At 44.3% G+C, this 25,151-nt stretch carries 27 protein-coding genes, 1 rRNA gene and 1 pseudogene; 11 read left to right on the top strand and 18 right to left on the bottom strand.

The features are described 5' to 3' along the window. Window positions 1–54: 54 nt before the first annotated feature. Window positions 55–636, bottom strand: a complete 582-nt coding sequence (locus tag QUB52_RS07305) for a hypothetical protein (protein ID WP_265234287.1) — start codon at window positions 634–636, stop codon at window positions 55–57. Between the two features lie 361 nt (window positions 637–997). On the opposite strand from QUB52_RS07305, the gene QUB52_RS07300 reads away from it, so the two are divergent. Continuing rightward, on the top strand, window positions 998–1,312 hold the full coding sequence (locus QUB52_RS07300; RefSeq protein ID WP_265234288.1) for a zinc ribbon domain-containing protein: 315 nt from the start codon (window positions 998–1,000) through the stop codon (window positions 1,310–1,312). Between the two features lie 269 nt (window positions 1,313–1,581). After that, window positions 1,582–2,406 carry an SDR family oxidoreductase gene (locus QUB52_RS07295; protein ID WP_265234289.1) on the top strand — a complete coding sequence of 275 codons (825 nt, stop codon included), beginning with the start codon at window positions 1,582–1,584 and terminating at the stop codon, window positions 2,404–2,406. Between the two features lie 7 nt (window positions 2,407–2,413). Here QUB52_RS07295 and QUB52_RS07290 read toward each other — a convergent pair whose 3' ends face one another. The 8 genes from QUB52_RS07290 to sufB all read right to left on the bottom strand — a co-directional run bounded on the left by QUB52_RS07290 (window position 2,414) and on the right by sufB (window position 10,195). Next, entirely contained in the window at window positions 2,414–2,845 is a 432-nt protein-coding gene (locus QUB52_RS07290; RefSeq protein WP_265234290.1) for a hypothetical protein, read from the bottom strand. Between the two features lie 2 nt (window positions 2,846–2,847). After that, complete coding sequence (locus QUB52_RS07285; protein WP_332969745.1) at window positions 2,848–3,480, bottom strand: Uma2 family endonuclease; 633 nt, start codon at window positions 3,478–3,480, stop codon at window positions 2,848–2,850. A gap of 158 nt (window positions 3,481–3,638) precedes the next feature. Then, window positions 3,639–4,067 (bottom strand): Imm1 family immunity protein, encoded by a 429-nt coding sequence (locus tag QUB52_RS07280; RefSeq protein ID WP_332969743.1) that lies wholly within the window; start codon window positions 4,065–4,067, stop codon window positions 3,639–3,641. Beyond that, entirely contained in the window at window positions 4,067–4,462 is a 396-nt protein-coding gene (locus QUB52_RS07275; protein ID WP_332969742.1) for a deaminase, read from the bottom strand. The genes QUB52_RS07280 and QUB52_RS07275 overlap by 1 nt, the downstream gene beginning before the upstream one ends. A 457-nt stretch (window positions 4,463–4,919) precedes the next feature. Next, a complete protein-coding gene (locus QUB52_RS07270) occupies window positions 4,920–6,182 on the bottom strand; it encodes a SufS family cysteine desulfurase (protein WP_332972670.1) in 1,263 nt (420 codons plus the stop codon). 294 nt (window positions 6,183–6,476) lie between these two features. Beyond that, complete coding sequence (gene sufD / locus QUB52_RS07265) at window positions 6,477–7,799, bottom strand: Fe-S cluster assembly protein SufD (RefSeq protein ID WP_332972669.1); 1,323 nt, start codon at window positions 7,797–7,799, stop codon at window positions 6,477–6,479. Further along, entirely contained in the window at window positions 7,796–8,587 is a 792-nt protein-coding gene (gene sufC / locus QUB52_RS07260) for a Fe-S cluster assembly ATPase SufC (protein ID WP_332972668.1), read from the bottom strand. The genes sufD and sufC overlap by 4 nt, the downstream gene beginning before the upstream one ends. A gap of 165 nt (window positions 8,588–8,752) precedes the next feature. Continuing rightward, window positions 8,753–10,195 carry a Fe-S cluster assembly protein SufB gene (gene sufB, locus QUB52_RS07255; protein WP_332972667.1) on the bottom strand — a complete coding sequence of 481 codons (1,443 nt, stop codon included), beginning with the start codon at window positions 10,193–10,195 and terminating at the stop codon, window positions 8,753–8,755. Window positions 10,196–10,554: 359 nt separating this feature from the next. On the opposite strand from sufB, the gene sufR reads away from it, so the two are divergent. The 3 genes from sufR to rrf all read left to right on the top strand — a co-directional run bounded on the left by sufR (window position 10,555) and on the right by rrf (window position 12,123). Beyond that, the gene (sufR, locus tag QUB52_RS07250) at window positions 10,555–11,235 is read left to right on the top strand and encodes an iron-sulfur cluster biosynthesis transcriptional regulator SufR (RefSeq protein ID WP_332972665.1); all 681 of its coding nucleotides are present in this window, start codon (window positions 10,555–10,557) and stop codon (window positions 11,233–11,235) included. 120 nt (window positions 11,236–11,355) lie between these two features. After that, window positions 11,356–11,763: a hypothetical protein gene (locus QUB52_RS07245; protein WP_332972664.1), complete on the top strand. Its 408-nt coding sequence runs from the start codon at window positions 11,356–11,358 to the stop codon at window positions 11,761–11,763. A 243-nt stretch (window positions 11,764–12,006) separates the two neighbouring features. Beyond that, window positions 12,007–12,123, top strand: a 5S ribosomal RNA gene (gene rrf / locus QUB52_RS07240). 54 nt (window positions 12,124–12,177) lie between these two features. Here the strand turns inward: rrf and QUB52_RS07235 are convergent. The 4 genes from QUB52_RS07235 to QUB52_RS07220 form a co-directional block, all read right to left on the bottom strand. Next, window positions 12,178–12,372, bottom strand: coding sequence for a hypothetical protein (locus QUB52_RS07235; RefSeq protein WP_332972663.1), 195 nt, complete (start codon window positions 12,370–12,372; stop codon window positions 12,178–12,180). Between the two features lie 3 nt (window positions 12,373–12,375). Then, window positions 12,376–12,849, bottom strand: a complete 474-nt coding sequence (locus QUB52_RS07230; protein WP_332972661.1) for a type II toxin-antitoxin system VapC family toxin — start codon at window positions 12,847–12,849, stop codon at window positions 12,376–12,378. 73 nt (window positions 12,850–12,922) lie between these two features. Continuing rightward, a complete protein-coding gene (locus tag QUB52_RS07225; protein WP_332972660.1) occupies window positions 12,923–13,183 on the bottom strand; it encodes a hypothetical protein in 261 nt (86 codons plus the stop codon). Between the two features lie 88 nt (window positions 13,184–13,271). Next, window positions 13,272–13,442, bottom strand: coding sequence for a hypothetical protein (locus tag QUB52_RS07220; protein WP_332972659.1), 171 nt, complete (start codon window positions 13,440–13,442; stop codon window positions 13,272–13,274). Window positions 13,443–13,502: 60 nt separating this feature from the next. Here QUB52_RS07220 and QUB52_RS07215 point away from each other — a divergent pair, with 60 nt between their 5' ends. After that, a complete protein-coding gene (locus QUB52_RS07215; RefSeq protein ID WP_332972657.1) occupies window positions 13,503–13,697 on the top strand; it encodes a DUF2283 domain-containing protein in 195 nt (64 codons plus the stop codon). 152 nt (window positions 13,698–13,849) lie between these two features. On the opposite strand, the gene QUB52_RS07210 is transcribed toward QUB52_RS07215, so the two are convergent. Further along, window positions 13,850–16,318, bottom strand: a complete 2,469-nt coding sequence (locus QUB52_RS07210; RefSeq protein ID WP_332972656.1) for a hypothetical protein — start codon at window positions 16,316–16,318, stop codon at window positions 13,850–13,852. A gap of 52 nt (window positions 16,319–16,370) precedes the next feature. After that, window positions 16,371–16,580, bottom strand: a complete 210-nt coding sequence (gene vapB, locus QUB52_RS07205; protein WP_332972655.1) for a type II toxin-antitoxin system VapB family antitoxin — start codon at window positions 16,578–16,580, stop codon at window positions 16,371–16,373. 181 nt (window positions 16,581–16,761) lie between these two features. Between vapB and nadC the strand changes: the two genes are divergently transcribed. The 4 genes and pseudogenes from nadC to QUB52_RS07185 all read left to right on the top strand — a co-directional run bounded on the left by nadC (window position 16,762) and on the right by QUB52_RS07185 (window position 20,800). After that, window positions 16,762–17,625 carry a carboxylating nicotinate-nucleotide diphosphorylase gene (gene nadC / locus QUB52_RS07200; RefSeq protein ID WP_332972653.1) on the top strand — a complete coding sequence of 288 codons (864 nt, stop codon included), beginning with the start codon at window positions 16,762–16,764 and terminating at the stop codon, window positions 17,623–17,625. A 490-nt stretch (window positions 17,626–18,115) separates the two neighbouring features. Then, window positions 18,116–18,370 (top strand): annotated as a pseudogene (locus tag QUB52_RS07195) (penicillin-binding transpeptidase domain-containing protein); the annotation flags it as partial. A gap of 161 nt (window positions 18,371–18,531) precedes the next feature. Continuing rightward, on the top strand, window positions 18,532–20,553 hold the full coding sequence (locus QUB52_RS07190) for a ShlB/FhaC/HecB family hemolysin secretion/activation protein (protein WP_332972652.1): 2,022 nt from the start codon (window positions 18,532–18,534) through the stop codon (window positions 20,551–20,553). Window positions 20,554–20,566: 13 nt separating this feature from the next. Continuing rightward, entirely contained in the window at window positions 20,567–20,800 is a 234-nt protein-coding gene (locus tag QUB52_RS07185) for a WD40 repeat domain-containing protein (RefSeq protein ID WP_332972651.1), read from the top strand. Between the two features lie 28 nt (window positions 20,801–20,828). Here QUB52_RS07185 and QUB52_RS07180 read toward each other — a convergent pair whose 3' ends face one another. From QUB52_RS07180 to QUB52_RS07170, 3 genes are all read right to left on the bottom strand, one after another. Continuing rightward, window positions 20,829–21,203, bottom strand: coding sequence for a type II toxin-antitoxin system VapC family toxin (locus tag QUB52_RS07180; RefSeq protein ID WP_332972650.1), 375 nt, complete (start codon window positions 21,201–21,203; stop codon window positions 20,829–20,831). Beyond that, window positions 21,200–21,415 (bottom strand): hypothetical protein, encoded by a 216-nt coding sequence (locus tag QUB52_RS07175; RefSeq protein WP_332972649.1) that lies wholly within the window; start codon window positions 21,413–21,415, stop codon window positions 21,200–21,202. The genes QUB52_RS07180 and QUB52_RS07175 overlap by 4 nt, the downstream gene beginning before the upstream one ends. A 120-nt stretch (window positions 21,416–21,535) precedes the next feature. Further along, window positions 21,536–21,841, bottom strand: coding sequence for a hypothetical protein (locus tag QUB52_RS07170; RefSeq protein WP_332969726.1), 306 nt, complete (start codon window positions 21,839–21,841; stop codon window positions 21,536–21,538). Window positions 21,842–22,178: 337 nt separating this feature from the next. Between QUB52_RS07170 and QUB52_RS07165 the strand changes: the two genes are divergently transcribed. Next, window positions 22,179–25,139 carry a two-partner secretion domain-containing protein gene (locus QUB52_RS07165; RefSeq protein WP_332976141.1) on the top strand — a complete coding sequence of 987 codons (2,961 nt, stop codon included), beginning with the start codon at window positions 22,179–22,181 and terminating at the stop codon, window positions 25,137–25,139. The last annotated feature ends 12 nt before the right edge of the window (window positions 25,140–25,151 follow it).

The following is a 25,151-nucleotide window of genomic DNA, read 5'->3' as shown; positions in this document are numbered from 1 at the left end:
GCGCAGCGCGCACCTTACCTCTATAAGTAGCACTTAGCCTAGCAACTTTGGAGGCTAGCCGAGTCGGTGATGGTGTTCTAATTCTAAACTAGAGTCATCATCTTTTTTGGGAACCAGAAGCGTATTTTCGCTACTTGGTTGCAACACAGCTTTAATTACTTGAAGAAAACGGTTGGGTTTTTTCGCTTGACCGTTGAGACTGCGACGGTCTTTCACTTTTTGAGAAAGGTGTCGCATCACAGATAAATCTAGTTCATCAATGAAATGATCTGCTATACGTTCTCCCATTAATTCAACAGCTTCAGAATACTGTTCTGTCAGCGTTTCTATGGCATCATAAGCTTCGTCAGCAACTTGAGTTGCTACTGTTTTATTTTGGTCGCCTGATGTCTGGGAATTGCTGCGTCGCCTATCTAAAAGACTTTGGTACTCAGCAATGCTCATGCCCAAATTGTAAAGGTGGTGGTGAGCGTGATCCATCAAATCTACTTCACCGGGATAAAAGAAACCGCGAGTGCTGTTGATGGCGTGCAGTTTTGCCCAACGCCGCAGAATTGTCTCGTCTTGGAGTTGGTATCGCTCCAACATTTGAGCTGTATTTAGCTCTACTTCTGGCGTAACTTTGAAATCGCTCATCGGTAAATCCTCGCTGGTGAGTAGATGAATAAACTTGAAACCTAGAATCTGTGTTTTGGGTACAGTCTGAAAATGACGATAAATCCTTTGACGGCATTCAGGGAAGTCTTGCCGGCTGATGCTAGTCGCCGAGCGATCGATCGCATGAGACGATTTCAGGGTAGTGTACTTGTGGGCTTGATCTCGATCGCATCCAGGAGCAACTGCACAGGCTTAATAATATAGCTGATTTCCTGTTTTAACAACCGTTAAAAATAGTAAATTTTAATTTTTTGGTTTGAATTGTTAGTAATTTTGAGCTACAATAGCACTAACAAGTCTGTAATCAGTAGTTTTAGTAGTTGCGATCGAGATTATTAGTATGCCTCTATACGATTATTTATGTCCCCAAAATAACCAGCAGCTAGAAGTTTCCCACAGCATGAACCTCGAAGTTTCGACTTGGGGTCAATTGTGCGATGTAGCTAAATGCGAACCTGGGGACACTCCCGCAGATGCTCCGGTACGCCGTTTGCTGAGCGCTCCGAGGTTACTGAAGCCAACATCCGACACCGATTACAAAAATTCTGGTTTCACCAAGTACGTGAAGCGGGATGAAGGAGTTTATGAAAATGTCACGGCGAAAGATGGTGAAAGCCGTGTTGTCAATCGAGATGGCAAGCCACTTAAAGAGTGAAAATTTACCAAAAAATTGGGTTGTGAGCTAGGGAAACGGCACTGCCGTCTCCTCTATTTCTTGGGTAAAGTAACGGCACTGCCGTGTCCTCTATTTCTTGGGTAGGGAAACAGCACTGCCGTGTCCTGTATTTCAGAGAATTGAAAACAGTAATACTATGCCAATGCCAATGGATCGCGATGCTCTGGATCATACCACAAAACTCACCTCGAATCGATCGCAAAAATCGGCAATAATCTTAAAGGGTATGACACAATGGAGAATTTTTCATGAAAGTTGCGATCGTCGGCTGCGGTTATGTGGGTACTGCGACAGCCCGACATTTACGGGGCAAATCTGATTGTACCGTGACGGCGACAACTACGACGGCGAGCCGAGTGGGTGAATTGGAGGCTGTCGTCCAGCGGGTAGTTGTAGTTAAGGGAAATGATGCAAGTGCGATCGCGAGTTTACTGCAAGACCAAGATGCTGTTATGCTGTGCGTCGGCGCTCCAAATGCTAGTGCTTATCGAGAAAGTTACTTAGAGACTGCGACAACTTTGGTATCAGTTTTACAGCAAGTACCGACAGTCAAGCAGGTGATTTATACGGGTACTTATTCTGTGTATGGCGACTGTCAAGGTAAACTGGTAAACGAAGAATCGCCCGTACAGCCAGCCAATCCCAACGGTGAAATTCTCGCCGAAACAGAACGAATTTTATTAGCAGCATCGAGTCCAAATCTTCACACCTGCATTCTTCGTTTGGGTGGCATTTACGGGCCTGGGCGAGAATTAGTTAAAATCTTTGGAGGCTGGGCTGGAACCACTCGTCCGGGTACGGGGGAAGATGCTACAAATTGGGTGCATCGAGATGATATTGTTGGGGGATTAACCTTTGCTTTGGACAATCGATTGCAGGGGATTTACAATTTAGTCGGGGATGTGTCGCTGTCTAGTCGTGAATTGCTCGATCGCATTTTTGAACGTCATAATCTGCCGAAAGCTACTTGGGATGGAAGTCCTAGCGTGCGACCTTATAATGCGAAGGTGTCGAATCAAAAGATTAAGGCAGCAGGTTATCAATTTATCCATCCTGAAATTACGGAGTTTTAAATACAAATCATTTTGTATTTGCCATAATCGCTTTTGCCACAGATGTCAACTTGCCAGTGAAGCCATCGCCGGGATTAGCCACTGGACCCCAGTTTGCATGGCGAGCGCTTCTGCCTGCATTTATTTCCGCAAAGGCTCGAATAGATTCTAAGTTGCCGCGAGTCATTTCAAAATAAGTGTAAGTACCTCCCCAGCACAGAAATTTCCCGGTAATTCCTCCGATTCTTCCATTGCCTAAATCCATAGTTTTTACCAAATAAACAGAAACAGTAGTTAAACAAGCTTTGTCATAATAAGAATAAACTACCGGAGCCTTCTCATTGTATTTATAGTTGGTTGCGAATATTGTTAGCTCTGAGGGAGTCATCGCGAAACAAGGATTTGCTGTGGACAGAAAAACAATTGTAGTAGTTAGTAATTTTTTCATGATGTGAGACATTTCTATATTTTCTCCTTAACCCAAGTTCTAAAGGATTTGAGCAAAGCCATTTCTCCCATAGTTTGAGTGCGAGTAAAAAAAACAGCCATTTCCGCTACCGATACAAAGGGAAAAGCAATACTAAAGTCGCACTCAACATATTCTGTCTCTACCAACTGATAAAATTTCAAAACTCGCCCGTTATATAGCCAGAGTTCCGGGACGCGAAGTGCTGAATAAATTGCCAATTTATTCATTGAACTGCTGGTAATATCTATTTCAATTGCTAAATCCGGCGGTGGAGCAGTTTCTAAGTCTAGTTCTTGCCTGTCTCTGACTGCTGGTTCGTTTTGGATATAATAGCAATTGTCAGGTTCTATGCCCTTTTTAGCTCGTTTTTGCTTGAGAGTCATTGAGCCGGCACTTTTGATTTCAATGCCTAGTTCTTCTGCTAAAATAAAAATGAAGCGGTCAGACTTAATCTTGGGATTTTCATGTTCGTATAAAGGACTCATAATTTCCAACATCCCGTTATCATAAGCTATGCGATAACCTCGGCTATCGCCTATTTCTTTGAGCAAGGTTTCAAAGGTTGACCAGCTAATGTTTTCTAACAGTGTTCTCTGTTCGGCTAAACTTGAAGTAGTAGCAATCATCTCAAAATCTCCTTGAGTTGAGCAAGCTATAGTTTTATTTTATCACGGGCCCAGATACTATCAAAAAGGGGGTTCTTTTTTTGAACCGCAGATGCAGGCGGATAGATGCTGATGAACGCAGATGGATGAAAGGGCGATCGGACTTCACTTAGATTGTGTTAAATCTTATTTGATGACACCGCTAATTCTTTCTCTTCTTCCCAAGACAGTGACATTTGAAGTTGTCCTGATACTGTAAATGTTTGAGCTGCCAACAAAGCCGTCTCTAAATTTACACACATCCTGGCAGAATAATTACCTTCTTGTCCGCCGACAACTAGCTTTTCTATTGCATCTGGTTTTGAGGGATCTACTAAATTATGGAAGCTAACGTTATCCAAAGTTATGTTAACAACATATTTACCGGATTCGCCGCCACCAATGCTCATATAACACTCGTCATCTGCACCCAAGGTAACTAAAGTTTTACTTTTCCCATCTAACTCGCGAATGGCTTGTTCTATTTGACTCCAAGTAGGACTTTCTATTAAATCACCTTCATCCTGGTTGCCAACCCATTTTTCTGCTGATAGGTTTAACACAAACATTATTGCCTCCTTCTATTTGGGGGTTTAACGGTTATTGTTTTACTTTCACTGGGAGTAATAATTTCTAATTCTTCTATATTTAACTGCCAAGCCATAGAGTTTACTCCACCTCTTAAGCCGCAGGCTGCACAAAGTTCGCGATCGCAAATCAAACGTGCTTTACCTCCTCTAATTCCCGCATCGGCTGCTTGTTGAAAAGCATCGGCTTCAGCGTGGGTTTTGGTGATAGGATTGACATTAAAGGTTATTTGCCGACGATTCGGGTTGCTGCCAGAGTTGATGCCAAAAAAACTTTGACCAGCTATTTCTAGTTTAGCTATCGTTGATTTATCGGTTTCGCTGCCAGCCGGTGGTAAACCTAGGCTTTGTCTATATGCACCTAGTTCATCAAACACACTTTGTATTTTTGCCTTTCCTTTGGGTTGACAGCCCCTATTTTACCAGATTGCGTTCTGGTTTGGGGATTTGGGATTGCGATCAATCTCTATTTTACCGTATTGAATAAAGATACTCGATTTAGATTTACTTCTGAGCTTAATTATACTAAAATAGACTCAACAATGAAACGAGGAATTTTTTATGCTAAAGTTTCTGAGACAGGTTTTGGTTTTCAGCTTGGTAATCCTGTTGGCTTCCTCTTTGTTTATAACATCTGCTGAGGCAGCAAATCGAAAAGGAAGTCACCGAAAAGGTGGTAGCAATAGTCACGGAAAAGGAAGTCATTACGAAGGTGGGCATTTTACTGAACAAGTGAGTCGTTCCACTGCCACTAACATGACCTCGTATCCTCAGTGAACCTGATATCTATCATATTACTAAGTAGGGGGTGGGCAAATACCCACCCCATAAAGCTTATCCCATAATCCCGCCAAAAAAGTCGATCGTCTCTTTCAACGCTTTCACAAACACATCAATCTCCTCATAGGTATTGTAAAAATACAAACTCGCCCGCGCAGTAGATGAAATGTTCAAATAGCGGTGCAAAGGTTGCGTGCAGTGATGCCCGGAACGAATCGCGACCCCATCTTGATCTAACATGGTAGACAAGTCTTGAGGGTGAATTTCTCCCGCTGTAAATGATGCTAGCGCAGCCCTACCTTCGCCGTTGCTGTCCGGTTGCGGCCCGTAAATTTTAATCTGTGGAATTTGTCGCAATTGTTGGAACAGATAAGCCGTTAATTCGGCTTCGCAAGCGTGAATCTGATCCATGCCAATGTTACTAAGATAGTCGATTGCTGCACCAAGGGCGATCGCCTCGCCGATTGCCGGAGTCCCCGCCTCAAACTTGTGCGGCAAATCAGCATAGGTAGAATATTCGAGAAACACGTCAGCAATCATCTCACCACCGCCAAAAAACGGAGGCATTTCTCTAAGCAAATCCAGTTTACCGTACAGAAAACCGATACCAGTCGGAGCGCACATTTTATGACCCGAAGCAACCAGCCAATCGCAATCCATTGCTTGCACATCTATTACCATGTGCGGCACGCTTTGGCAAGCATCAATTAAAACTTTTGCGCCGAAACTGTGGGCAATTTCGCAGATTTCTTGAACTGGATTGATGCAGCCCAAGGTATTAGAAACGTGAACTATTGAAACCAACTTAGTTTTATCGAAAATCAGCGTTTTAAACTGTTCTAAATCTAACTCGTTAGTCTCCGTTAACTCCACAAACTTGAGTACCGCACCAGTTTTTTGAGCAATCATTTGCCAGGGAACCAGATTGCTGTGATGTTCCATCACCGACAGAATAATTTCATCTCCCGCTTGCAGATTGCTCAAACCCCAAGAATAAGCAACCAAATTAATCGCTTCGGTGGCGTTGCGAGTGTAAACAATTTCTTGCCGCGAAGCCGCATTGATAAACGCTGCAACTTTATCTCTCGCACCTTCGTAAGCATCAGTCGCTTTCGCGCTGAGAGTGTGAGCGCCGCGGTGCACGTTAGCATTGTATTGTTCGTAGTAATCGCGCCAAGCATTGAGTACAGCTAGGGGTTTTTGAGATGTAGCTGCATTGTCTAAATAAATTAGGGGTTTCCCGTGGACTTTTTGAGTCAAGATTGGGAAATCGCCGCGAACTTTTGATGCTAGGGTTTTTTCTTGAATAAGTGTCATAATTTCTGAGTTAATAATGTTGTGAAACTTGCTTCTAGAGCGTATTTTTGAACCCGGAGATCCCCCCTAGCCCCCCTTAATAAGGGGGGGACAAGAGTCAAATTCCCCCTTTTTAAGGGGGATTTAGGGGGATCTCCGAGGATTTTGGTTCTACACAGAGATGTGTGTACACCGTAGCTTAATAAGGGGGGACAAGAATATTCTCAAAGTCCCCCTTCTTAAGGGGGATTTAGGGGGATCTCCGGGTTTGATTGCAAAGGCAAGAAAACACCCCCCAGTCTGTGGCTAATTCCTTTATTCTTGCACAGCCACACAAGTAGAAAGCATTTTCGCTACCCCAATAATCGGCAACATATTGAGAATTTCCGCCGCAAAAGCATCAATCAACAAATATCGACTTCTTTCCAAATTCAAACCACGACTTTGCAAGTAGAAAAGCTCATCATCTTCTAACTGGCTGACAGTTGCGCCGTGGGAACATTTAACGTTATCCGCCACAATTTCTAACTGCGGTTTTGTATCAACGCGCGCCCTCGGCGACAGCAACAAATTCCGGCTCAATTGTCCGGCGTCTGTCAATTGGGCGGCTTTGCGAACGAAAACTTTGCCGTTAAATACTGCACGGGCTTTGTTACCGACAATGCACTTATGCAATTGCCTACTTGTGCCGTGGGGATGATTGAAATCAATTAAACTGTGAGTGTCTGCTACTTGTTCGCCAAAGGCTACGGCTAAGCCGTTTAGAATTGTTTCGGTGCCTTCGCCGCGCTGAAATACTTCTAAATTGTGGCGCGATATTTTGCCGCCCAAGCTGATAGCATGACAAGTATAGCTGCTGTTGCGCGATTGCTCGATCGCACTTTTGCCCACATGAACAACATTCAAACCTTCCCGCTGCAGCCTAACGTGATTCACAGTGGCGTTTTCGCCGACAAAAACATCCGTCACAGCATTCGTAAAAGCGGGTAAATTACCGATTGTGGTGTAATCCTCAATCAGCGTAACTTTGCTGCCAGGCTCAGCTATGACCAAGCAGTGCGGCTGACACATCGTCGCAGATGCACCTGGTGCGGTCAAGAACAGCAAGTGAATCGGCAGTTCGACGGACATATTGGCCGGCACGAACACCACCGCAGCATCCGCCAAACCCGCAGTATTCAGGGCTGTAAACACTTCAGTTTGCTGTTTGTGCTTGCTTAAAACATCGGTAATGCGCGCCTGATATTTTTCCGGTACATTGGATAGATTACCTACATAAAAGTCCGGCAAATTCCCCGTTGACAAATCCGGCGCATAAACACCATTGACAAATACCAATCTTAAAGGTAAATCGTTCTTGTCTTTCACGGGCATAATGATATCAGACAGTTGAATTGCTGACTGATTACCCTGGGGCACATTAAACTGGATTTGCAAAAGCGATGACAAATCAGTAAACCGCCATTCTTCATCCCTCACAGTCGGAAAACTTGCAGACAGAACGTATTGAGTCGCAATGTCGCGCAAATCATCCAACCCGTAAGCAGAACTTTTGCCATTAGCTTCACCCAATTTTTCGCACTGATTCACCAAACCAGCCAAAAACATTTCTCTAGTAGCAACCTGAGTATTAATCATCGCGCGCCAACTCCTGCTGCTTCCTCTTCCACAACCCAATCATAACCGCGTTCTTCCAATTCCAGCGCCAACTCTTTCGGGCCAGTCAAGATAATTCTGCCAGCTTCCATGACATGAATGAAATCAGGAATGATGTAATTCAATAACCGCTGATAGTGAGTAATCACCAACATACAATTTTCAGCAGTTGACAACTGATTCACACCACCGGCGACAATCTTGAGAGCATCGATATCCAAACCAGAATCAGTCTCATCCAAAATAGCTAATTTCGGTTCCAAAAGCGCCATTTGCAAAATCTCGTTGCGCTTTTTCTCGCCGCCGGAAAAACCCTCATTGACGCTGCGCCCCAAGAAAGTCGGATTCATCTTGACAATATCCAGCTTATCCTCGATTAAATCTTGGAAATCAAAAGCATCCAACTCTTCTAACCCGCGATGTTTGCGGTGAGCATTGTAAGCCACGCGCAGGAAATCGACATTGCTAACGCCCGGAATTTCCAAAGGATATTGGAAAGCCAGAAACACGCCAGCCAAAGAACGTTCTTCCGGTGGTAATTCCAGGAGATTTTGTCCCAAAAATGTAACCTCTCCGCCCGTCACCGTATAAGCAGGATGGCCGGCTAATATCTTGGATAAAGTGCTTTTACCCGAACCGTTCGGGCCCATGATAGCGTGAATTTCACCCGATTTAATTTCCAGATTCAAACCCTTAAGGATTTGGATATCATCCACATTCGCAGTTAAATCGCGGACGGATAGAATTACTTCACTATTTTCAACAATCATCTCTTTTTTTCCTTTTCCTCAATGCACTTTGGTTGGTAGTCAGGACTTCAGTCCTTCAGGGGCTTTTTGGTGGGTGGGGGCGGGTTTATTTAACCTGTCTACACTTTTTAAGGCTTTTGGTGAACCCGCCCCTACAGTTTTTGATAATGGCGCAAGATGTGAGTTTTATCCGACGCTTCCTTCGAGCTTCAGACTCAGCAACTTATCAGCTTCCGCCGCAAATTCCATCGGTAACTGATTGAAAACATCCTTACAGAAACCGCTAATCATCATCGAAATAGCATTTTCCGCAGAAATTCCCCGCTGGGCGAAGAAGAACAATTGCTCTTCCCCAATTTTAGAAGTAGAAGCTTCGTGTTCCACTTTAGCAGTATGATTCTGCACTTGAATGTAGGGGAAAGTATTTGCTTGAGCGTTGTCCCCAATTAGCATCGAATCGCACTGAGAATAATTCCGAGCACCTTTAGCACTAGGCCCCATTTTTACTAAGCCGCGATAGCTGTTGGCAGAATTTCCCGCCGAAATTCCCTTAGAAATAATCGTGCTGCGAGTATTTTTGCCGATGTGGATCATTTTAGTTCCGGTGTCAGCTTGCTGTTTGTGGTTTGTTAGCGCTACCGAGTAGAATTCGCCTACAGAGTTGTCACCGACTAAGACGCAACTGGGATATTTCCAAGTAATTGCGGAACCTGTTTCTACTTGCGTCCAAGAAATCTTAGAATTGACTCCTTGACACAAGCCGCGTTTGGTAACAAAGTTATAAATTCCGCCTTTACCATTAGCATCGCCGGCGTACCAGTTCTGCACGGTTGAGTATTTGATATCGGCATTGTCCATTGTTACCAATTCCACGACGGCGGCGTGGAGTTGGTTGGTGTCAAACATCGGCGCGGTGCAGCCTTCTAGGTAAGACACAGAACTGTTTTCTTCGGCAATAATTAGGGTGCGCTCGAACTGGCCGGAATCTTCGTTGTTGATGCGGAAATAAGTTGACAATTCCATTGGGCATTTTACGCCTTTGGGAATGAAAACGAATGAACCGTCGGTGAATACGGCGGAGTTGAGGGCTGCGAAAAAGTTGTCGCCGACTGGTACAACAGTGCCAAGATATTTTTCGATTAGTTCGGGATAATCTTTGACGGCTTCTGTGATGGAACAGAATATAACGCCGTCTTTGGCTAGCTTTTCTCTAAAGGTTGTGGCTATTGAAACGCTGTCGAAAACAACATCGACGGCGACATTTCCCAGTCGTCTTTGTTCGGATAGGGGAATTCCCAATTTCTCGAAGGTTTCTAATAGTGCCGGATCAACTTCGTCCAAACTGTTGAGCTTCTTGGGCTTTTGTTTTGGGGCGGAGTAGTAGATAATGTTTTGGTAGTCGATCGCGGGATAGTTGACATGAGGCCAGGTGGGCTCAGTCATGGTCAGCCACTTGCGGTATGCTTTGAGGCGAAATTGCAGCAGGAATTCTGGTTCGTTTTTCTTGGAGGAAATTAGCCGCACGACATCTTCGCTCAAGCCGCGGGGGATGGTGTCTGACTCGATGTCGGTGACGAAACCGTATTTGTAGGGCTGGTTGACTAGGGTTTGGGCTGTAGTAGAACTCATTATTTTGCGTGCTCAGTGTTCTAGATAATTCTCTCAAAGATGGCAGACGGGGCAATCAACGGGATTTTAGATTTTAGATTTTGGATTTTGGATTGGGGAATCTTGGTGCAAGCCCTGTCCTTTAAGGACGGAACAAATCGTAAATAGTAAATCTAAAATTTCTAAGCTTGACAGTGAGCGGGTGGAGTAAATCTAAAATCCAAAATCGTAAATCCAAAATTGGTTGGCTGTCTGGGTTTGAGCGAGTTCTGCTGGACTGCTCGGTTAAGTTAAACAACAAGTCTGTTGCTTTACTATTATTTTAAGCTACATTAACAATAGCGATCTTGTCAAAGTCAAATTAATATTTTTTTGTGAAGATGATGCAGACTCAGCAGACTTCCACTAAACAAGACATTTTGCAGTTTTTGCTCAAGGGAGGTCAAGGGACGGCTCTTGAGTTGGCGGAGTCTTTGGATATTAGCGCCCAGGCGATTCGCCGTCATTTGAAGGATTTGGAGGCGGAGGGCGTAATTCAGTATCGGTCGGTTCAGGCTGGGATGGGGCGACCACAACACATTTATGAGCTTACCAGTCTGGGGCGCGATCGCTTCCCGAATCGTTATGGCGATTTTGCATTGTCTTTCCTGGATACGTTGGCGGAAACCGTCGGCCGTGAGCAAGTTATTAGTATCCTGCGAAAACAGTGGCAGCGCAAGGCGACGGATTACCGCAGGCTGGTGGGTTCTGGTTCGTTGGAAGAACGGGTGACTAAGTTGGGGGAGCTTCGCAGGGCTGAAGGTTATATGGCTGAGTGTTATCCTGTAGAATCTGTAGATGTGGGAATCTGTGGCGATGTTAAGGGCGATCGATTTGTGTTGATGGAACACAACTGCGCGATTTCTAATGTTGCGGAAACTTTTCCGAGTGTTTGCGGCAATGAGTTGGAAATGTTTGCGGCTGTGTTGCCGGATTGTACTATAGAGCGCACTCACTGGATTATTGATGGGGAACAGCGTTGCGGTTATTCTATTGCTAAGAAGAAGTCAGTAGTCAGTTGACAGTTGACAGTTGACAGTTGTCATTAGTAATAATTACCGATTATCAATTACCAATTACCAATTACCAATTACCAATTACCAATTACCAATTACCAATTACCAATTACCAATTTTTAATATATGGAACCACTAGCAGATTTTTTAAAGCCGGAAGAGTGCGCCGAAGTTGATATGGCGCTGCTGTCGTCGAAGGAAAAGTTTTCGACTCGATTGGCAATTTATGGTTTGAGGGTGCTTAAACAAATTGCTGGGGAGACTGGCTTGCCGATAACTGAGGTGTCTAATCAGCAGGTGATGGATTGGATTAAGAATGATGAGAGCATTCGACAGTCTATTCAAGTTGATGCTAGTTTTGAGAACTTTTTTACTAATTTGGTGGTTTCGTCTTTGCGACCGTTGAGGCAAATTGCGGCAGAATCTGAAAGTGCGATCGAGCAATTAACAGTTAAGCAGGTTGTGGCGTGGTTTGTAAAGGACGGGAAGATTCGCCGAGAGCAGGGAACCGATGCTGCTTTTTTGGATTTGTGATTGGGCTGACGCGCTCCGACTCCCAGAAACCGGGTTTTTTCGGAATCTGTCGCCTGCAACGAAATATTTTCATAAAAACCCGGTTTCTCGCCCCTCGTCCGACTCCATGACATCATCGAAAAAAAAAATTTCACAAAGGGGTTGACAAACTGGGGAAAGCTTGCTAATCTAATTAAGTCGAGCGAAAGAGATGCAGCGCATCAAACTAAACGCAGACACAGGATTTAAAGTTTTCAAAGCTTTCCTGGTGCTTATGATGTAATGGAACCACTCCGATCCATCCCGAACTCGGTTGTTAAACGTTACTATGGCGAAGATACTCGGCGGGTCACTGCCCGGTAAAATAGCTCGGTGCCAGGTTAATAATAAACTAAAGCTCTTTTCCCGCAACAACGGAAAAGGGCTTTAGTTTTTTTACAGAATATTTTTGCCTCGCCCGATCCAACGCCCTGTTAGAACGCGCTTTGGCGACAATTTCACCACTTCTCTGCCACTTTCAGCTTGTTTCTTCTGCAAGTCTGCAAATATTGCATCCAAGTCATAATTGAAAGATTTGGCATACTCTTCACGAATTTTGTGAATTTCTTCTACGATTTCATCTTGCAACATAAATTAATTTCCTAGTAGTTCATAAGGCGTACAAAGGATGGGTAACTGGTATCCGAAATCAAAACTGATTTCTGCAAGTTTTCCCTGGATTTGAGCGTTTGCGATATGCTTACAGTTCCAGGTTAACAGGTAATCCAAGCCGTGAACGGTCGCTGCGGCAATGTGAATTGCATCGATATCTGCTTTAGGGGGAAGATTGCTGCGTGCAAGAAATTGTGCGGCTAAGTCTTGGACAGCTCGATCTAATTCTAGCAATGGAACACCGCGAAGGAGTTCCATACGTTGAACCGCAATCTCTGCGTCTCCTTGTGCTACCTCGTTTAGGACAGCCTGTGAGACGTACAGTGTGAAAGCACTGCGGCGATACTCCCACCAATCTTTTGTGACCTCGATATTGGCAGCCAGGATTAGGTTTTTGGTCGATCGAGCTGTTAGGTAGCCCAAGATGCTGGTTTCAATGTAGATAGTTTCACTCATACGGGATAGGTTGATAGCCTCTTTATTTTAAACCCAACCATTGCTGGTTGTAAAACCCGTGCATCGTATATGATCATAGCTCTAAACCTTGTTGCCGATACTTGTTGAGTAGGAGTTGCTGATATTCGCTCTCAGGCTGATTAGTCGTTACTTCCAAGCGATCGACCTCCTCGAACCATTTTGCCCAAGCTTTAGCAATATCGTCTGGGAGTTTGGGTTCAGCTATTCTATTTTGGTGCTTGTGCATCACAAAGTCTATGAACTCGCTGACTTCTGGCAAAAATGATTCTGGAAGTTGCTGCAATTTGGCGATCGCGATCTCACGAATAGTCATAATAATTGCCTCTTTCAGTCGTCTTGATTTTAACACGGGGGTCAAATGTTTGACAGGCAAATTGGAAAAATCAGATCCTGCAAACTTACTACTCGGCGGCATTGGCAACTTTCCGACGATGGCGACGAGCCGCAATCCGTTGAGCCAAAGCTAAAGCAGCTTCATTTGCAACATAACCGCCAGTCTTAAGGGCATGGGCAAGTTTTTGAACTTCGCTACCTGAGACTGGCTTGGAAACTGTATGCAGTGGGTACTTCATTACGAAACCTGATTCACTAATTCTATCGTAGTATACATTCTATTTTTGAGCTAAAAATTTATGAAGATTAGTTATGATTCGGAAATTGATGCTCTCTACATTAGACTTGTAGAAGGTAAGCATGAGTGTCGCACCTTACAGTTAACTGACGAAATTGCTTTAAATATTGGGGAAAATGAGTTATTGGTAGGGATAGAAGTTTTAGATGCTACACAGGTTTTAGGTAGTGGAAATATACCTAATGTGGTGCTATAAAATATAGCTTTTACTGTAGCTTAAACAGGGAATGTGATCGCCATATCACGAATAGTCATAATAATTGCCTCTTTCACTCGTCTTGATTTTAACACAATCATCACAAGCGATCGCCCTTATTTTAGCAGTCAATAGTGGGCGATCGCCACTGTTTATGGGCTAGCTTGATTTACCCCTAATTCCAAACGCCAACGCTGCATGACTTCATCATCCAATAATGGCTTGCTAGAAAGAAAGCCCTGGGTTGGTAATTCTCCTACAAAAACACTTAATAGCTGTTCTTCTGGAGTTTCTTCATTAACTCGTAGTTGATCTAAACTGTTCATCCACTGGTAGAGTTCGCTTTTTTCTTCTTTCCCCCAAGGATGCAATTTTCCATTTATAGCTAAATGTACACCAATTCCCGAATCTTTAGCTTTATGTGAAATTTCACTTACTACAGTATGTAATTCCGAGTTGGATGGAACAGTATGTAAAGTATGTAATTCCGAGTTGAATGAAGCTGTAGTAATACTCAGTAAAACAACCTGTGCTTTGACCAAAGTAGCTACTTCTATTGTCTTTCTCAAAGACTCTTTAATTTGTTCGAGATGCTGTTGTTCAATGTGGCTATAAGATTTCGACTCTGCTAATACCAAAGTATCTGCTTCTAACCCAATTACATCAATTTCGGCAAAAGGATTTTTTTCACGTTGGCGATAAATATTTCCTCCAAACTGAATCCAGCTATAAGGCATGAGTTGATACAAAACAGCAGCGGTTATCAGTACAGCGTCACCTCCATTCCTCAAAAAGTGTGAAGCTAATTCATTCAGCTTATAGGTAAAGTCTATCTTCTCCAGTTCTGGAATCTGAAAAGATTCGGCACAGCCCACACATTCAATAAATTCTTGTACTCGTTCTATTGGATACCAGGTCGTAAGATTACAATGAGAGCAACTCAGATTATAACCACGACGAACTAAACCGACTGATAATAATACAGGTAGGTGTTTTGAGACAAACTTCTTTTTAGCTTTTTGGTCATTAATTCCTATATTGTTAAGCCATTGATAAATATTACATATCTTGTACCCTCCCTGTTGAACTTGTCGATTATTGTCCTCTGTTCGACGTTCCAATGCTTTACAGATTCCTAATCCATTATCGTTGACAAAATCAATTGTTTTCCTAAAACCTCCAAAACGTTTAATAAACCCCTTCGCATAGCGGGTGTGTTCATTAATTTCAAGTTTTAAATTAGCAGCCTTAAACCTTTGGCTAATTACCATTTCATCAGTAGGAATATAAAGGCAGCAGTCTTGTTTAGAGCTTACAGTTCCAGTAATTCCCTCGCTACTCACTCTTGTTGATAGTCCTAGGAACTGATCCATTCCATAAGGATTTGTATCTGCCCATTCGATTTGATGCTGGCTATTCGATAGAAAAACAGCAGAGGATTTATTGAAAGGTAGCAATAACCTGCTGCTGGATGCTAAACGCACTTCTGCTTCCCAGCCAAACAAGAATTCTGTATTTTGATGTCCTATTGGTACTGGAGGGCTAAAGCGAACCGAACCATCTTCAAATTTAATATAAGTTGTATTGATAGGACTCCCGCTATAAGCTTGACCTCTGGAAAAAATTAAATGGAAATTTTGATAAATAATTTCTACTCTGAAATGGGGAACTATAAAAAAAGCTTCGTATACCTGTTGGGCTAAATTTTGTGCTGCTTCAATGTCTGTATTAATAACAATTAATATTGTCTCAATTGAAGGCATTCCCTCCAAAATTATTTGAGCTAATTTATCAATATTATCTAGCACTTCTGATTTTGGCAAATAAAGCTTATTAGTCATTTCATCACTGAAGGAACGAGTATTCCAATAAGCAGCAGCAATATCAATATCTTGGTCATCACCCAAAAAAATAGTTAATAGGTTTGAACAATCCATTCGTCGTTGAATTGGATCGAGTGGTTGTATTTTGCCAAGTTTAATTTTTGTTAAACAAATAGGATTATAGTCGTTTGCAAGCATCAAGCTATTTTTAATTAATTGTTCAAAGTCTTGAGGTGCGTTTAAAAAATTAGCTGCCAGATGTTGTATCAAAAAAGTTCTATATCGGTTAGATATTTTTCCCGATTGTATTGATAGCTCAAAATCATAAAAGTTGCAATTTTTTACCCCCAAAATACGGCTATCATCTAGAGGAGTATTATGAAGTTCTTGAAATACATAAACAATATGAGATAGACTTGTACAATCCAAACTTGTAGGAGGAGAATTACGCAAAAAAATCGTTTTCTTTCCTTCAATATGCTGCTGAACTTGCTCTGTGTTAATAAAACAAATACACTTGACTGGTAGAGTTTCTTCTAGAATTGTATATATAGATTCCAGACTCTTTGCGTAGGAGCTAAAAATAAAGTCAGGATTAATTGAGATAATTCTCTGTTTCAAGAGCTCAATATCTTGACCATTTTCATGAATTGGTATAATTGCGTTAGTTAATCCTCCCCAGATATGGGTGTAGAGCATGATTGCATTTTGAAAGTCCTCTCGATTGCGAACTAAATAAACAAGGCGTAAGGGACGAGAGGTAAGCTTTAAGGTAACTTCTTTATCAGATAAGTACATAGTTCGTATTTCTAGTAGACGTTCGTATTAGCAATATTACCAATTACAACAATTAATCCTTTAAATCTTCGAGAGGTTCATCAAAATCATCAGACATCCAGATTTTACCTTTCCAAATTCCAAGTCCGCCTCGCTTTGTAGGCTTTTCTTGACTTAAGTTTTTAGCCTGCTTTTCAATCAAAAACTCAATATAATGAAGCACTTCTGTCTGAAGAGACTCAGGGAGTTGTTCTAGTTTTTCTAAAATGACTGGCTGTATCATTGTTTTTACTCGCGATCGCCCATCTACTCCATTAAAGCACCAAAACCCAATAGTCAGCAACAGAATACCCCATCATCTAGCCCGATCGCCCCCGATCGCACTCACACCACCATCATTCTGCAACTTGCCTAAAATCGCCCGATCGACTATCGTTCCTAGTAGCAGGAATAACACAGAAAACATGACAGCAATATTGCCGCCTTGGATAGTTTTGGACTCCCTATTGCACAACTGGCTGTTAGAAGATATCGGTAGGGGCGATCGCACAACATCGGCCTTATTCCCCCCAGAGAGCGTTCCAGGTACTGCTAAATGGGTTGTCAAAGAGGCTGGAGTCGTGGCTGGATTGCCAATTGCCGATCGCACTTTTAAACTTTTAGACAGTCGCCTTAGCTTCATCCCGCAAGTACCAGAAGGGACATTGTGCGACAAAGGACAAGTAATTGCCGAGATTTCTGGCAATTTCGATGCACTGCTAACCGGTGAAAGAGTAGCATTAAACTTAGCAATGCGTTTGAGCGGCATCGCTACTTTAACTAAAAAATATGTTGACAAAATTGCCGATTTACCCGTGCAATTAGTCGATACTCGCAAAACCACGCCCGGATTGAGATTGTTGGAAAAATACGCTACTCAAGTAGGCGGTGCTTGCAATCACCGGATGGGATTAGATGACGCGGTGATGATTAAAGACAATCATATCGCGGCGGCTGGAGGAATTGCACAGGCGATCGCCCGTATCCGCAATTCTATCCCCTATCCGCTGACAATCGAAGTTGAAACAGAAACCCTTGCTGAGGTACAAACGGCATTGCAGCACAAAGCTGATATTATCATGTTAGATAATATGTCTTGTGATTTGATGCGGCAGGCTGTGGCAATAATTAGACAGGAGAGCGATCGGGTAAAAATCGAAGCTTCCGGCAATGTTACTTTAGAAACTATTAGAAGTGTTGCGGAAACTGGAGTTGATTATATTTCAACTAGCGCTCCAATTACGCGATCGACTTGGCTAGATTTGAGCATGAAAATTTATAGTCATTAGTCACTTTTCTAAAGGAACTTCGGCAACGGGCAATGTACGGGATCTAACGGATTGAATGGAAAGGAAAAGTATTTTTTTTCCTCTCCCTTTCCATTGGCAATTGGCAGTTACGTTAGTCATTAGTTCAAGGTAATACCATTTTGCAGAATAAGTGCTATAAGACCACAAAATTAAGGGATATTTTATGAAATTCAACTATCAAGAAATAATTGATGCAACAGTCAAGGAGTTGAAAATACTTTTGTCACAACAACGAACTGTAATTAACCGACAAAAAATCCAAGCATTTTATTGCTTAAAAGCTGGCTATAGTCTAATACCAATTTAAAAAAATCCTTGCCACAATACTCTTATTTGAGTTTGTTTATTCAAATATTGTCGATGGTGCGTCGCTCTTGCTTATTTTTCGTCTTTTTTTTGGATACTATCGATGGCGACACACCATATTAATATTCTTGCATTGATTTGTCAAATTAGTGGTATAACTTGAGATGGAATTACCAGGCAAATTCCCGCATAGAATCGAGACTTGAATATGAGAGAAGCTATCAAATTTTCCGCCGTTTGGTTTGACCAAGTTCTGGCGCGCCGAGTCGGATACGAGCCAATACAAAAATGGATCGCCAAAGTCGATCATGGCAACCAAAAAATTGGTAACAAAGACGATATTGACAAATCCTGTCAACTGTCAACTGTTAAGATATTTTTGCGGATCGGCATCCGGTTGCTGCGTAATTTGTGGCAGATGAACGAAAAGCTCGATCGAGCTTTTGGTTTTTAGCTGTTGGGAAACTGTTAGCAGCGACGGTTGTTACCTTGTTTTCGGTTAAGATTAATTTTGAGTATAGGGTGCACAGGTTCCTTAAAATATTTCCACCCAATGCAGCTAAACAGTAACTCGATCATATGAACTGTCAATCGCAAAAACTATTTTTAATTGCTGGAATCTTTGGATTACTTTGGTTGGGAAAACCAGCTAAAACATCCGCGAGCAACGTTGAAATCTTGACCTCAAATGTTGAGGATTTGGCAGCAGTCAGCAGCGGAGCCGATCGACCTTTGCTTCCCACTGACGAGATCAGCCACCGCGAAGACTTGCGTGCCCAAGAATTAGACCGATCGACTTTGGCGCCAGTTGTACCTGTCGAGAGTCCCGATTTACAGCCGGAAGTTGCCAATTCTGTCGATCGCACATTAGCCACAAAAGCCCAAGAAACCGAGCTTTCTAACCAGGGTAAACTAGAAGAAAGTATTAGCGCCAAAAAAACGGGTTTGGATGGCGATCGAGACTCGCAGCTCAGCCAACTGCCCAACCCAATTCAACCCAGAGAGCCGGAATTACCTGTACCAACAGCCCCGCAACCTCCGCCACCGTCTCCCCTCCAACCAACCCCGCTCACACCAGTTCCCGGCGACTTGAGACCGGGGATTCCGGGTACAATTCGGGTTTTGCGCTTTGAATTTGAGGGAAACACAGCTTTTAGCGATCGCGAACTTGCAGAAGTGACAAAACAGTTTGCGGGGCGCGAAATCACCTTTGCCGAACTGATCGCAGCAGAAGCGGCTGTGACTCAAAAATACGTAGCAGCAGGATACATCAATTCCGGCGCTTTAATTCCCGCCAACCAAACCTTTCCCAGAGAAGGAGGTGTGGTAAAAATTCAGATTATCGAAGGCGGATTAGATGCAATTGAGATTAGTGGAAACAAGCGTTTAAATGCAAATTACGTGCGATCGCGCCTCGAACGCGCCACCAGAAGGCCACTCAACCGCGATCGCCTGCTGGAAGCCTTGCAAATGCTGCAACTCGACCCCTTAATTGCCAATATTTCCGCCGAATTGCAAGCCGGAAGCCGCCCGGAAAACAGCCGATTGGAAGTGCGGATCAAAGAAGCAGACAGCTTTAGTGGTGAAGTGTTCGCAGACAACAATCGATCGCCCAGCGTCGGCAGTTTTCGGCGCGGTGTGCGCGTCAATCAAGGGAATTTGCTCGGTTTGGGCGACGGGTTAGAGGTCTCCTATGCTAACACCGATGGCAGCAACGAATTCAACGGTAGCTACACAGTTCCCGTCAACGCGCGCAACGGCACGATTCGGTTCGCTGCGAGTGCTGCGAGCACCAACGTGATCGAGGAACCCTTTGCTGCGGCCGAAATTGAGGGGAAATCCCGCACTTACGAGTTAACTTACCGCCAGCCGATTGTCGAAAAGCCCGATCGCAATTTAGCTGTGGGAGTAAGTTTATCGCGCCAAGAAAGCGATACATTCCTGTTGGGAGAAAGATTTGCGCTATCGGCGGGAGCCAACGAGCGCGGCGAAACGCGGGTTTCGGCGGTGCGGTTTTTTCAGGAATACGTGCAGCGGAATACCAGTCAAGTGTTCGCGGCGCGATCGCAGTTTTCCGTCGGCACCAATTTTTTGGGCGCTACTGCGAACGATAGCAGCCCTGATAGTCGCTTTCTGTCGTGGCGGGGACAAGCCCAGTATGTGCGGCTGTTAGCACCGGAAACCTTGCTGATTGTGCGTTCTGACATTCAATTAGCCGATCGCCCGCTGCTTTCCCTCGAACAAATCGGGATCGGTGGCGTGCAAAGCGTGCGCGGATATCGCCAAGATTTGCTGTTAACTGATAGCGGTGCGATCGCATCTGCGGAAGTGCGAATCCCGGTTTGGCGGGTGCCGAAAGTCAAAGGATTGTTGCAGGTTGCTCCGTTTATCGATTTTGGGGTAGGGTGGAACCATTCGGGAGAAAAACCGAATCCTGACTCGGATAAGTTGTTGGGTGCGGGTTTGGGGCTGATTTGGCAAATGGGCGATCGCTTGAATGTGCGTCTAGATTATGGTATTCCTTTGATTAATGCTCGATCGGGCGATCGAACTTTCCAAGAAAAAGGCTTATACTTTCGGATTAATTACTTTGCTTTCTAAATTGTAGGTTGGGTTGAGTGCGATCGAACGCTTCGCTTCGCCCAACACTTTCATCTTTAGCGCTGACGGTCAAATTTTATTAAGTGGCGGCCTCGATCGCACGATTAAGTTGTGGGATGTCGCCACCGGACGTTATATTAGAACGTTGATGGGCGATCGGCTGTATGAAGGCATGAATATTCGAGAAGCAACGAGATTGACGACTATTTCTACTGACGCTTTAAACTGTCCAATCTTCGATCAATAACCCTGTTACTTTACCAAAATCTCTATGATTACGGGTTAACAAAATCAACCCACGGAACATTGCAATTGCCGCGATCCGAGCATCCATCGAGAGCCAGTTGAATCCGTTGTGACTGTAATCGATCAAATGTTGTAGCCGCACCTGCATCGAATGAGACAAGGGGCAACACTTTGAAGTCACTAACGAGCCGCGCCATCATTGTATACCCTTTCACTACGTCATCCGGGTTACGAGCACGATTAATATAAGCGTGACAGCCAAGCATCTGTTCATGAAACATTACAGTCGATACGGCAAAATCTGATAGTGGGTACTGAGCTATGCGCGTCGAAAGGTTGCTAAAATCTCTCCCTGCTTGACGTTGAAGAATACTCAGATGATCTGTATCCAGTAAATATTTCATAGCTCATCTTGAGCTTCGAGGAGAGACTCATCCCCTTGGCGAATCGCTCGTCCATAGGCAAGTCGCTCCTCAAAGGCAGGTTCATCTTTGAAAGACCCTATAATTTGTTGCAACCAATTCGTTGGTTGAGAAGCCACAATTTGCTTCTGCAACTGTGCGATCGCTGCTTCCACTGCTGCAAGCCGTTCCTCTAAAGAAGTGTTAATTGCCATTTGAGTTTCCCTAATTAATCCTTCCTATCTAAAGCCTATCTAAAGTATAGCAAGTCATGTCCAAACAATCTGCTCCGCGCAAAATTACATCGCCTGTAACCTCAACATTGCCTGAGCCATTCACAACTTGCAATTGGTTTTGCTAGACATATAACGAAGTTCAAGTGCGTTGCAAAAGCTATTCAGGCGATTCAGCAAAGCATTGTAATAGAGGTAGGCATCATCTCGTTCATCTTCCAGAAGAGCATACAGGGTCAGTTCTGGCTCTGCTGCTAGACGATCTTTAGGAACATCTAAGCCGGCTTCGGCTAGGCGCGTTGCTGCGATCGCGACTAACAATGACCCAACTGTATTCGTCTTACCATGATGAAGCTCGTCGAATCCAGGTAGAATTAGCTCCGCTCCCGGCAACTCATTCAAGCTCATGACTGTTCCTCCTCTGAGTTACGTTCAAAACGTTCGATCAAGTTCTCAACTTTGCTTCTAAGCACTGAACCCTGAGCTTCTCTACCCAAGACTTGCATCAATCGTTCTATCTTCTGAGAGTCAACGTTCGGACGCATATTCTACACACATATTTAAACAGCAACAGATTTCCTCAGCCGTCGCACTGAAAAAAGCTATCTTTATTATATTTGGGAAAAGTCCACTTTAGTGGTGAAAGAGAGTCAATCGAACACTGGGGCGATCGCACTGATATAATCCAAATATATAATTCTGATGGAACCGGAAACGATATTATTTATATAACAGGATTTAAGCTATGTCTCGCCTGTCTTCCAGCCTACTGTTTGCTTTTCTGTTGCTATTTCCCTCGAAAACCTTCGCCCAAATCATCCCCGACAGCAGCTTGGGCGCAGAAAGTTCGCGCACAATTCCCAATAATATCAACAATTTACCCTCAGATAGAATCACTGGTGGTGCAACTCGCGGCTCGAATCTCTTTCACAGTTTCCGCGAATTCAATATCAAAGAAGGCCAGGGAACTTATTTTGAAAATCCTAACGGTGTTTCTAACATTTTCACCCGCGTTACGGGCGGTAAATCCTCAAATATTTTAGGAATTCTGGGAGTTTTAGGAAATGCTAATTTATTTTTAATTAACCCGAAAGGGATTGTATTCGGGCAAAATGCGCGGTTAGATTTGCGCGGTTCGTTTATCGGTACAACCGCTGACAGTGTTGTGTTTAATAACGGCTTTGAATTCAGTAGCACCAACCCACAACCACCGCCACTTTTAACAGTTAATATTCCCGTGGGTTTAAGATTTAGAGACAGTCCCGGTACAATTGTCAATCAATCGACGGCGACGGGAAAGAGCAACCTGCCAGCATCTCCGATGCCAATTCCGATTACAAATAAAGTTGGTTTAGCCGTAGATCCAGGTCAAACTTTAGCACTGATTGGTGGCGATATCCAAATCCCAGGCGGCAATTTAACCGCTAGTGGCGGACAAATTTCACTCACTAGCATAGCCAGTCCCGGTTTAGTTAATTTGGCACTGACATCGGGCCGGCAGCAGGGAAGTTTAAGTTTGAATTATGACAATATTCAGAACTTCGGCAATATTCAAATATCCAATGGAACACTCATCAACACCAGCGGCATCGGTGGCGGCAGAGTAGAGTTAAAAGGTGGAAATATTACCCTCGACGCGGCGCGATTTTATGCGATTACACTGGGCAATATTGATGGTAGAGGTATCGATATCGACGCCCAAAAGTTGCGATCGCAAAACGGCACGCAATTTTCTACTTTGACTCTAGGAGATGGTGCCGGAGGTAATATCAATTTCCGCGCTGCTGATTCAATAGAAATGAGCGGGCTGGGAGTTGATGCCTTTCAAAAGGTGGCAATTACATATCTGGTATCGGGAACCACAGACCCGTTTGATCCGCTATTTACGCTGTTTAATGCTAGTGCAGGTGCTGGTGCTGGGGGGAGTATTACCTTCGACACCGGACGCTTGCTATTCAACAATGGGGTACTGGGTAGCGGGATAACTTTTGGTGCTGGCCGGGGCGGCAATTTGATTGTTCGCGCCAATACTTTTGAAATGGTGGGTTCTGGAGTCAACAACGGGACGGCGAAAGAAAGTACCGGGGCGGGAGGAGGTATTAGTATTGATGTCAGTCAATTAATTATGCGCGACGGTTCTCTTCTGGGTACTACGAGTTACAGCAGCGGCCCGTCTGGGAGTATTAATGTTAAAGCTGCTGAATCAATCGAATTGTCTAACCGCGGCCCGAGAACAGTTGTGTCAACCGGAATTAGCACACTAACTATCGGTTCTACCGGACGTGCTGGTAATATTAATGTTGAGACGAAGCGGTTGAGTCTCTCTGGGGGTTCTGCGTTTACATTAGGAACGGGTGTATTGATTGGCAGGCTTTTGTTTTCTCAGGATGGCGGGCCTGCGGGAAATTTAACTGTTAGGGCGAGTGAATCAGTGGAAATTTCCGGTATTTCTCCACTTTTGACCAGCGGAATTCAAAATGCTAGTGGGCTGACTTCTGGAACTTTGAGCTCTAGTCGGGGCGGGGATATTCGGATTGATACGCCCAGCCTAACTGTGCGGGATGGGGGGATTATTTCTACGAGTTCTTTGGGTAGGGGAGATGTGGGGAATATTACTGTTAATGCCGATCGCATTTTAGTCAGCGGCAGCGGCAATAACGGTCTGTTTGTCAGTACAATTGATGCTTCGGTTGGCAAGACTTTTGGTACTAATCCCAATGCTACAGCAAATGCTGGCTCGTTGAATCTGACGGCGCGCGATCGACTAACCGTCAGAAATGGAGCTACAGTAACGGTGCAGGCTACGGGAACCGGGCGCGCTGGTAATATCAATATTGTCGCAAATGCGATCGACCTTGACAACAAAGCCAGAATTGATGGTACAACTGTATCGGGTACAGGGGCAAATATTAACCTGCAAGCACAAAACATCCAATTGCGGCGCGGGAGTCGAATTACCACCGATGCAGGCAATTCTGACGGCGGCAATATCAACATCAAAAGCAATACTTTGCTGGCTATTCCCCAAGAAAACAGCGATATCACCGCCAACGCCCGCACAGCCGCCGGTGGCCGCGTGAATGTCAATGTCCCAAATGTCTTGGGCTTTGCAGCAGTTAGCCGCGAACAAGTCAGAAGCAGGTTGAATCTCAGTGACGCCCAATTTGCAGCCCTGCAAGTAAGTCCTACTTCTCTGCTTCGGAGTAGCGATATCGCCGCGATTTCCCAAAGTGGGGGCCCGGCTTTGCAAGGTACTGTTAATTTTAGTTCTTCTGGGGTGAATCCCGCTCAAGGTTTAGTAGAGTTGCCGCAAAATGTTGTGAATCCGGCTGCGTTAATTGCGGCAAATCCCTGCATCGAAGGGGCCGATAACGAGTTTACTGTTACTGGAAAAGGGGGAGTGCCGCCGAGTCCTAATGATGCCCTCAGCAGCGCAGAAACACCGTTTCCGTGGGTGGAAGCAGAAGGTTCGGCAGCGGATTCTGTAACGGATGTAACGGATTCGGCAGCGAGCACTGTACGGGATTTAACGGATGTAACGGATAGAGGTTCGAGGGAAGAAAGGGGGGAAAAAGCTCAGGAAGTTGTTCCGGCGCGGGGTTGGGTGGTGAATGCTCAAGGAGAAGTTACGCTGGTGGCTGCTGACGATGCGGGTCAATTTCCAGGGCGCACGAAGCAGCAAGTGTCGGGTTGTCCGCCCCGATGAGCTCAAAATAGT

The sequence above is a fragment of the Microcoleus sp. A6-C6 genome, from assembly GCF_036705955.1.
Classification (GTDB): Bacteria; Cyanobacteriota; Cyanobacteriia; order Cyanobacteriales; family Microcoleaceae; genus Microcoleus.
The sequence above is the reverse complement of the archived record's forward strand: the minus strand, read 5'-3'. Positions and strand labels throughout refer to the sequence as shown.